We start from the raw sequence: 9,374 nt of genomic DNA on the forward strand, positions 1-9,374 counted from the left end.
TGAAAACCACGTCGTTGGAAAAATCCACGGCGCTCAGGTCAGGAATTTCGCCATATGGGGCGTTCATGACCGTCGCATTCAGCTTGAGCTGCTTGTTGACGTCTGTAACCCAGCCCTCGCCGAAGCTTTCCCACGCCATCATCGTGACAGGGCGAGCGCCAAGCATGGTCCACATCGCCATTTCGATTGCGCCGGTATCCGAACCGGGGACAATGCCAATGCGGTGCGTGTCAGGGACCTGGAGCACTTCGCGCATCAGATCGATCGCGAGTTGAAGGCGCGATTTGCCGATTTTCGCACGATGCGAACGGCCAAGAGATTCGGTTTGAAGTTTTTCGGGTCTCCAGCCTGGCGGTTTCGCGCAGGGACCGGAGGAAAAATATGGACGCGCCGGTTTAATGGCGGGGGGTACTATAGTCATGTAAGCTTCTCCTTGCAGAGAGCAGCGCGGCGTTGGGACCGCGTGGCCCGGAGCCGCGTTTAAGCGCAGCCCCGGCTTTGTCAATGACTATCGCAAAATGTGATCAATAACCCTGCTTGCGAAACAATACTTCACCGCGGCGGCCGACATATAGTTTCTCAAGCGTTAAAGGGTGGAAGTAGGCTTCAACACGGTCGCCTTCTGGCGTTGTGCCATATACTTCATAACAACCACCATCGACCTTGGTTTTGCGGACGGTCCAGCCTTCTTTGGTGAGCTTATCGGTAAGTGCCTTTTGGCTTTTCCAACCCGAAACCGGTCCTGCCTTGCAGGTGATAACGCCCGTTGCCGATGCCGGTACCGATGCGAAGGCAATTGCGGTCGCTGCGGCAAGTGAAAGTGAAGTCAATAAACGCATATTCATGCTCCTTTAAATGCAGATTTACGGGGGAGGAAAAAGCGTGCCGCCACGAGCAAGGCCAATGGGGCGAAATGAACGAGCGCTGGGCCTAGATTGTTGTGGATGAATATCCAGTGTACCAGAACAAGCAACGCAGCGGGATATACAAGGCGTTGCAGCCGCTTCCACCCCGCTTTCAGCGCGCGCATCGATGCATCATTGCTGGTCAAAGCGAGCGGAATAAACAGCAGCATGGCTGCCCAACCCGTCCAAATACCCAGCGCCAGAAACTCGGCAATGATGTCATCAATATTGCCCATATCGATGAGGTAAAAAGCCAGATGGAGCACCGCATAAGCGAACGCCGCGACACCCAGCGCACGGCGGCGCTGGATCAACCAACTGAGCCACGGGCGTGGCCCCAGCACCGACAACAACGGACTTAAAACCATCGCGACAATCATAAAACGCGCAGACCATTCGCCTGTTGGATGCAGCATATCCATCGCGATGCGGTCACCCGCATAGAAGCTGCGCATCATCAATATCGCTGGCAAAGACAGCAATATCCAGAACACCGGCTTCTTATTAAGAATGATTCGCAACATGCATTCGCGATAATCGCGCGCGCGGCTGTGCGCAACGCGGAAATTGTATCAATATCCACGCCTTTGCCGCGATACCGGGTTCATTGGGTCGATTTGGTGCTGCACACCGCTAAGATTTTGCTATGACATCTTACATGGCCGTCGTTACTGCTCCAAGAATTCTGCTTGTCGCGAGCGCGCTGCTATTGGCGTCTTGCAGCGCGCGTGAGGCCCCGAAAACGACACGCACGGGTGCAAACGCAACAACGGAAAATGCGCGGCAGTGCATGGCAAGTTTGAAAGAAAAATCAGTCCGCTTTGCCGGTTTGCCCAACAAAAGTTTTGATGGCGGGTGCCGCACGATCGACACGGTCAAGCTCATGGATTTTGGCACGCCGGCCACCAATTTGGGTGCGATGACGTGCCCGCTGGCCGCCAATTTTACCGATTGGGCACGCTATGCCGTGCGTCCCGCCGCCAAGCAGTATTTGGGCGCTGAGGTCATCCGTATCGAAACAATGGGCACATTCAATTGCCGGAACATCTATGGGATGCGTTCGGGCAAATTATCCGAACATGCCTTTGCCAACGCTGTCGATGTCTCGGCGTTCGTTTTGCGTGACGGCCGCCGCGTGTCCGTGCTCACAGGCTGGAACGGATCAAGCGAAGAACGGGCTTTCCTGCGCCGTCTGCACCAGTCCGCCTGCAAACGGTTCGGCACTGTGCTTGGCCCCGATTATAACGCTGCGCATGCAAACCATTTTCACTTGGACATGGCCCGATCGATGCGCAACGGCACATCCTTTTGCCGATGAGGGGCTTTTGCCGATGAGGGGCTTTTGCCGATGAGGGGCTTTTGCCGATGAGGGGTGGCAGAACACGTCCTTGCACCCTATATGCAGGGTAATGACAGACACAAAAATTAACGATCGCCGCTTCTACAAAGCACAACAAGAAGCCGACTTTGCTGAACAGCAACTCTCCACCCCACAAACGCAAAGCAAGTCTTACCGGCTCGCATTTCAGGACACCGACTTCCTGTTGCGAGAGGATTTACGCCCCGTCCGTTTCCAGTTGGAACTGCTAAAGACCGAAATGTTGCTGGACGAGGCCAACATCGGATCCATGTTGGTCATCTACGGCTCTGCGCGCATTCCAGAACCCGATGCTGCAGATGCCTTGATTGCGGCCGCAACCGATGAGCGGTCGAAAATCATCGCCGAACGCATGAAGGAAAAGGCGCGCTTCTACGACGAATCCCGCCATCTTGCGCAGCTGGCGGGACAGGCCAATGTGACGGACGAAGAAGGTCGACGCCACTTCGTCGTATGTTCGGGCGGCGGCCCATCCATCATGGAAGCCGCCAACCGCGGCGCGCATGACGTTGGCGCGGAATCCGTTGGCTTAAATATCGTGCTGCCGCATGAGCAGGCGCCAAATCTGTTTGTGACGCCGCGACTGAGTTTCCAGTTCCACTATTTCGCGTTGCGCAAAATGCACTTCTTGCTGCGCGCACGTGCCGTGGCGGTGTTTCCCGGTGGCTTTGGTACGTTCGACGAATTTTTCGAACTGCTCACGCTTGTCCAAACCGGCAAGATCAAAAAGATGCCGATCCTGCTATTTGGTCGGGCATTCTGGAACCGTGTGGTGAATTTTGAGGAGCTTATGCTCGAGGGCGTGATCAGCCCACGTGATCTGGAACTCTTCCAGTTTGTAGAAACCGCAGAGGAAGCATGGGATGCTATCTGCGATTTCTACGAAGTCTCAAACTGATTTGATGTAATTACTTTGCAGCAGGTGCCGCAGCTGCCGGCGCTGCGGCTTCCGTCGTTGGCGTCGCTGTTGCCTCACCGGTTGCTGCATCCGCAGCAGCCGCAGGTGCTGCAGCATCGGCTGCTGGTGGCGTTGGCAACGGCAGGTTTGAACCTTGCGCATTGAGATACGCGATCAAATTTGCGCGCTCTTCGGGGTTACCCAAGCCAGCAAAAGTCATCTTCGTGCCGGGCGCATATTTCTTAGGATTGGCAAGCCACTTGTCCATGCCTTCAAAGTCCCAGTTGCCGGGAACGCTTTTCAGTGCATCCGAATAGGAAAAGCCTGCAACATGGCCGTGCGGTTTACCCATCGAGGCCCACAGATTTGGGCCAATTCCATTTGGTCCACCTTGCGCAATGGTATGGCAAGCTGCGCATTTTTTGAAAGCCGCTTCGCCCTTTGCAACATCAGCAGTGGCAAGCAATGTTGCAATCGGCACAGCAGCGGCACCACCAGCTTCGCCGCCAGCTTCCGCTACAACCGCGAAACCTTCTTTTTCTGGAGCTTTACCGTGGAAGTACATGCCCGATACGATGCTTAGTCCGAGCGCGACGATGCCGCCTGCCAAAACCCAGCCTGCAATTGTGTTACTACGATCATCCATTGGTTATCAGCCCTGAAATGCGGTTTTAAACCGGCGTCGGTCTGACAGCCGGATTCTCAAGCCCCTCTAATAGTGTCAGTAAGGCCGTGCAAGTGTCCAATTCCAGACTTGCCGGATAAGTTTGGCTATCCTATCGCGATGGCCATATGAACAGTTACCCCGCACCCGCACTCGCTCTTGTCAGAACCATGACTTTAGCTGCGCATGAACAGCCTGCCAAAGCGATTGCCTTTCAAGGTGCGCCCGGCGCAAATTCCCATCTTGCCGCGTTGGAATATGATGCGGATTGCTTGCCCCTGCCCTGTTTCTCGTTCGAAGATGCCATTGACGCCGTCAAAGACGGGTCTGCGGCCTGGGCGATTATCCCGATTGAGAATTCACTGCACGGTCGCGTGGCGGATATCCATTTTCTTCTGCCCGAATCCGGCCTCAGTATTATCGCCGAACATTTCATGCCGATCCGCCATTGCCTGATGGCGAAATCCGCCGATGCGGAATTGAAAACAGCCATGAGCCACCCACAGGCGCTTGGCCAATGCCGCCATTATCTGCGTTCGCATGGCATCATTCCCGTCGCTTATGCAGACACGGCCGCTGCGGCGGCTTTTGTTGCGGCCAATGATGACACGTCGGCCGCCGCCATAGCGCCGCCAATCGCCGCAGAGCTATATGGCCTTGTTCCGATCAACGACGGTGTTCAGGATGATGCGAGCAATACGACGCGGTTTGTCGTGTTATCACGCGAACCCGTCAGCAACACCGGGGTGACGGGGACGTTGATGACAACGCTCATCTTTGAAGTGAAGAACGTCCCTGCAGCTTTATACAAGGCGATGGGCGGCTTTGCGACCAATGGCGTCAATATGACGAAGCTGGAAAGCTATCAAAATGGCGCAAGCTTTGCCGCGACCGAATTCTTCGCGGATATCGAAGGCGCGCCGGGTGACCCCGCTGTTGACCGTGCGCTGGATGAACTGCGCTTTCATTGCAACTCGGTCCGCCTGCTCGGTACATATGTGCAAACCCGCAATCGCGGCTGAACGGGCCTAACTGGCTAGCCCTTGGTTGCAGTGACTGCAATTTCACTTCGCGGACGGTGATTGAATCTCTGTTCGTGCCGGAATGACGCCGTTTACGTGCAACCGGAACCCGAAGCCGTTTTCGTGCGTTAGCTTAGCTCAATCACAAGGAGTTACGCATGGCCGACCTATCGCAGATCAAAGAACATGCCGAAGTTATCGGGGCCGATGGCGTCCATGTTGGCACCGTCGATGGCATTGATGGCAACCGCATCAAGCTGACCAAGACAGATTCAGGGCAAGGCAGCCATGAAGGGCACCACCATTATATCGATGGCGGATTGGTGGCCACGGTCGAAGACGGCACAGTCCGGTTGTCGGCCAATGCGGACGTTGCCGTCACTTTTGAGCAAGAAGAGGAAGACAACAAAAGCTGAAAGGTACAGGGCGGCGGCGCCTTAGTGTGCGGCGCCCCAGCTTGGCCCTGTCCCGATTTCGATACCGAGCGGGACGGTGAGCTTGACCAGAGGTTCGGCCGCGCGTGCCATAATCGCGCGGATGACGTCGCTTGCCGCGGCGACATCCGCCTCGGGCAGTTCGAACACAAGTTCGTCATGTACCTGAAGCAGCATCTTCACATGGCCTAAGCCAGCGGCTTTCAACGCCGGCCCCATTTGCACCATCGCGCGCTTGATGATGTCAGCACTTGTCCCCTGAATCGGCGCATTGATGGCAGCGCGTTCACTGCCCTGCCGTTCTGCCTGATTGGGAGATGTGATGCGCGGAAACCATGTTTTCCGGCCGAACAATGTCGTCGAGTGCCCGCATTCGCGGACTGTGGCCATCGTCTCCTGAATATAATTTGAAATGCCCGGAAAGCGTTGGAAATAGGCGTCGATAAGCGCCTGCGCTTCTTCAGGGGTGGATTCCAAACGCTTCGAAAGTCCCCAGCGGGAAATGCCGTACAGGATCGAAAAGTTGATGGTCTTGGCCCGGCCACGCGTGTCGCGGTTTACCTCGCCGAACAGCTCCAATGCCGTGCGAGCATGAATGTCTTCGCCCTTTTCAAAGGCATCGCGCAGTGGCTCTACGTCTGCAAAATGCGCGGCAAGCCGAAGCTCGATTTGGCTATAGTCAGCGGACAGAATCACATTGCCGGGTTCGGCGACAAAAGCATCCCGGATCTGGCGACCGGTTTCGGTACGAATGGGGATATTTTGCAAGTTCGGGTCGGTCGATGACAGCCGCCCGGTTTGCGCGCCAACCAGGCTGTAGCTTGTGTGCACACGGCCGGTTTTGGGATCAATCTGCTGCTGCAGGCTGTCGGTATAGGTTGATTTCAGCTTCGCCAATTGCCGCCAATCGAGAACCTTGCGTGCGATGTCGATGCCCTGCCCCGCCAAATCCTCCAGCACGGTCACGTCGGTCGAATATTGCCCCGACTTACCCTTTTTGCCGCCCTTATATCCCATTTTTCCAAACAGGATTTCGCCCAGCTGCTGTGGGCTGCCGATCGTAAACGGCTGTCCGGCAAGGCCATGAATTTCCTTTTCGAGCAGTTCCATTTGCGCGGCGAATTCGGATGACAATCGCGCCAGCACCGTCCGGTCGACTTTAATGCCTAAGCATTCCATCTGCGACAGGACTGGCACGAGTGGGCGGTCCACCAGTTCATAGACGCTGGTCGCCTTTTCAGGGCTCATCCGTAACTTTAGGTGGTGCCACAACCGCAGGGTTACATCAGCATCTTCCGCCGCATAACAGGTCGCATCAGACAGCGGTACAGCGGCAAACCCAATCTGGCTTTTGCCCGTTCCCGTGACGCTTTTATAAGAGATGCATTCATGCCCCAAATGCGTTTTGGCGAGCTCATCCATGCCATGCAGTTGACGACCTGCATCCAAGGCAAAGCTCATGACCATCGTGTCATCATAGGGCGTTATGTGCACATCATGCCGCGCCAATACCGACATGTCATATTTCAGATTTTGGCCAATTTTCAGCACGCTTGGATCGCTGAGCAGTGGGCGCAACCGTTCCAAAGCTATGTTCATTTCTATCTGAACAGGCTTTTCCGCGAACATATCTGTGCCGCCATGTGCCAACGGGACATAACATGCCTCCCCCGGTGCGACCGCTAGGCTGAAGCCAACAAGATTGGCGCTCGCCGCTTGCAAGCTGTCTGTTTCAGTGTCGAAACCCAAAGTTCCTGTTTCACGGGCGCGGGAAATCCAATGGTCCAGCCGAGCAACATCCGTGACGCATTCATATGTCGACACATCAATTTTGGGCATGGCGGGCGGCAAAGCGGCTGTCCCCGCTGTGGGCGCGGATACGGGGCCATCGGGTTTGCTCGCTGCCTTAGGGTTGCCGGCAATCGCTTTATTGGCGGCAGCGGTATTTGCGACGTGTCCGATACGCTTCAAAAGCGAGTTGAACCCGTGATGCTCCAAAAATGCGGCGAGCGGCTCTTCGGGGATTGTCCCCAACGTCATGTCTTCAATCGCGATGGGCAGCGGGCAATCGTCTTTCAAAGTCACCAGCACTTTCGACAGGCGCGCTTTTTCCGCATGCTCAATCAAATTATCGCGCATTTTGGACGGCTTCATGGAAGGTGCGGCGGCCAGGACGCTTTCGAGGTCTCCAAATTCCTGAATAAGCTTCGTCGCGGTCTTTGGCCCGACGCCGGGGACGCCCGGCACATTGTCGACGCTATCGCCCATCAGCGCCAGCACATCGCCAACCCGTTCAGGCTCGACACCGAATTTTTCGTATACTTCCTCGGCGCGGATGCGTTCGTTTTTCATCGTGTCGAACATGTCGATGGATGGTTCGACCAACTGCATCAGGTCCTTGTCGCTGCTGACGATGGTTACATGCCAGCCGGCGGCGCTCGCGGCGCGCGCATAGCTTGCGATCATGTCATCGGCCTCGACATCATCCTCTTCGACCAACGGCAAAGAAAACGCGCGTGTCGCATCCCGGATCATCGGGAATTGGGGTCTTAAATCCTCAGGCGGGTCGGGCCTGTGCGCCTTATATTGGTCATAGATCCGGTTGCGGAATGACTGGCTCGATTTATCGAGGACCACAGCCATATGCGTTGGACCATCCGCTTGATTGAGGTCGTCCGCCAGTTTCCACAGCATGGTCGTATAGCCATATACCGCACCGACCGGCTCGCCATGTTTATTGGTGAGCGGCGGCAGCCGGTGATAGGCCCGGAAAATATAGGCGGAGCCATCGACGAGATAGAGATGCTTTTGGTCTGACATGGCGGAGCGATAGCAGCCCGTTTTGGCCAAGTCTTTTCCTAATTTGCAGCGACGCTATTGGCACCCATATTGCAGGCGATTGCGGTGGAACTATGCGCGCGACTTGCGCCACAAAAGAAGACCGCTGGCGATAATGATCGCGGACCCGGCAAGCGATGTCATGTCTGGCCAATCGCCAAAAACCAATATGCCAAGCGCGAGTGCCATCAACAACTGGACATATGTCATCGGCGCGATGTCCGCGGCCGACGCACGGGTCGTTGCCATAAAAATCAGCCAGTGCGCAAAGCTTGCGGTGACCGCAACGACGGCACAGCGCGCCACGATGGTCCAGTCCGGCATGCCGATATGCAATGTCGCAACGCCCGAAAAATGACCCAAAATCGCTGCGGTCAGAATGAATGGCACCGCAAGCGACGCGACCAAAAATTGCATCAAAATCGATGTCCCTGCCCCAGCGACGGCGCGATTACCAATCATCAAAAGCGCCATCGACATGGCGGCTGCAAGCGGCAACAAAGCAACCCAACCCAGTTCGGCAACATTGGGCCGCATGATGAGAAGAACCCCGCCAAACGCAATAAATGTGGCCATCCATTTGGTCACATTCGTCCGTTCGTGCAGAAAAATGGCGCTCAAGACCGCCGTGATCATCGGGCTTGTAAAACCAATTGCCGTAGCCTCAGCCAATGGCATGACGAAGATCGACAAAAAGAAACAGATGGTTGCCATGGCCACTGCAAATCCGCGCAGGATCTGAACTTTGGGCATGGGCAAAGAAAATCCCTGCCTGCCTTCCTTAAGGTACAGCAATGTGCCCAAGCCCAGCGCACCGATCGAATAGCGCAGCGCCGCCACGGCAGTACCGGGCCATGCACCGGCAATCGACTTGATAACAGCGTCACCAGCGGACAAAAGAGCAAAGCCGCAAATGGCATATAAAAGACCCGATCGGGCCGACGATGCAGGCACTGGATTTCCCTCGATTACCGCGTTCTCTTAAAAGTGTTTGCCGGGAATGCAAAGCGGCAGAAATCTTTGTCAGGCAACCCAATAAAAGCAAACTGTTACCGATTTATTTACCATTTGTCGGTAGCCAGAAATCCTTAGTCCATAGAATATCGGAGCGGCATAACGTGAGCGCATTTGGGAAGAAACCAGGCTTGTCTGTAGGGCGCTCATCATTTGGCGTGGCGCGCCCCATGACCGGCGGTGGACCCTCGATTGCCCAACAGCGAGATTACCCGCAAACG

The 9,374-nt window shown here is 55.6% G+C and carries 10 protein-coding genes and 1 pseudogene; 5 read left to right on the forward strand and 6 right to left on the reverse strand.

Annotation, left to right across the window (positions count from 1 at the left end):
- The 3 genes and pseudogenes from ACIQ0G_RS08245 to ACIQ0G_RS08255 all read right to left on the reverse strand — a co-directional run.
- A pseudogene (locus ACIQ0G_RS08245) lies at nt 1-421 on the reverse strand (phosphoserine aminotransferase); the annotation flags it as partial.
- Nucleotides 422-524: 103 nt separating this feature from the next.
- Nucleotides 525-839, reverse strand: coding sequence for a PepSY domain-containing protein (locus ACIQ0G_RS08250; RefSeq protein WP_397577496.1), 315 nt, complete (start codon nt 837-839; stop codon nt 525-527).
- A 2-nt stretch (nt 840-841) separates the two neighbouring features.
- A complete protein-coding gene (locus ACIQ0G_RS08255) occupies nt 842-1,429 on the reverse strand; it encodes a sulfite oxidase heme-binding subunit YedZ (protein WP_397577497.1) in 588 nt (195 codons plus the stop codon).
- A 266-nt stretch (nt 1,430-1,695) separates the two neighbouring features.
- Here ACIQ0G_RS08255 and ACIQ0G_RS08260 point away from each other — a divergent pair, with 266 nt between their 5' ends.
- Together ACIQ0G_RS08260 and ACIQ0G_RS08265 are read left to right on the forward strand one after the other, a co-directional pair.
- Entirely contained in the window at nt 1,696-2,223 is a 528-nt protein-coding gene (locus tag ACIQ0G_RS08260) for an extensin family protein (protein ID WP_397577498.1), read from the forward strand.
- A gap of 91 nt (nt 2,224-2,314) precedes the next feature.
- Nucleotides 2,315-3,181, forward strand: a complete 867-nt coding sequence (locus tag ACIQ0G_RS08265) for an LOG family protein (protein ID WP_397577499.1) — start codon at nt 2,315-2,317, stop codon at nt 3,179-3,181.
- Nucleotides 3,182-3,191: 10 nt separating this feature from the next.
- On the opposite strand, the gene ACIQ0G_RS08270 is transcribed toward ACIQ0G_RS08265, so the two are convergent.
- A complete protein-coding gene (locus ACIQ0G_RS08270) occupies nt 3,192-3,827 on the reverse strand; it encodes a c-type cytochrome (RefSeq protein ID WP_397577500.1) in 636 nt (211 codons plus the stop codon).
- Between the two features lie 146 nt (nt 3,828-3,973).
- On the opposite strand from ACIQ0G_RS08270, the gene ACIQ0G_RS08275 reads away from it, so the two are divergent.
- Both ACIQ0G_RS08275 and ACIQ0G_RS08280 read left to right on the forward strand, forming a co-directional pair.
- Nucleotides 3,974-4,867: a prephenate dehydratase gene (locus ACIQ0G_RS08275; protein WP_397577501.1), complete on the forward strand. Its 894-nt coding sequence runs from the start codon at nt 3,974-3,976 to the stop codon at nt 4,865-4,867.
- A gap of 158 nt (nt 4,868-5,025) precedes the next feature.
- Nucleotides 5,026-5,283, forward strand: coding sequence for a DUF2171 domain-containing protein (locus tag ACIQ0G_RS08280; protein ID WP_397577502.1), 258 nt, complete (start codon nt 5,026-5,028; stop codon nt 5,281-5,283).
- A 21-nt stretch (nt 5,284-5,304) separates the two neighbouring features.
- Here ACIQ0G_RS08280 and polA read toward each other — a convergent pair whose 3' ends face one another.
- Nucleotides 5,305-8,121 (reverse strand): DNA polymerase I, encoded by a 2,817-nt coding sequence (gene polA / locus ACIQ0G_RS08285; RefSeq protein ID WP_397577505.1) that lies wholly within the window; start codon nt 8,119-8,121, stop codon nt 5,305-5,307.
- A gap of 90 nt (nt 8,122-8,211) precedes the next feature.
- A complete protein-coding gene (locus tag ACIQ0G_RS08290; RefSeq protein WP_397577503.1) occupies nt 8,212-9,093 on the reverse strand; it encodes a DMT family transporter in 882 nt (293 codons plus the stop codon).
- Between ACIQ0G_RS08290 and ACIQ0G_RS08295 the strand changes: the two genes are divergently transcribed.
- On the forward strand, nt 9,084-9,374 hold a 291-nt coding region (locus ACIQ0G_RS08295; RefSeq protein WP_397577504.1), incomplete at its 3' end, for a hypothetical protein. The two genes, ACIQ0G_RS08290 and ACIQ0G_RS08295, sit on opposite strands and share 10 nt — an antisense overlap.

The organism is Sphingorhabdus sp., from assembly GCF_044354325.1.
Taxonomy (GTDB): domain Bacteria; phylum Pseudomonadota; class Alphaproteobacteria; order Sphingomonadales; family Sphingomonadaceae; genus Sphingorhabdus_B.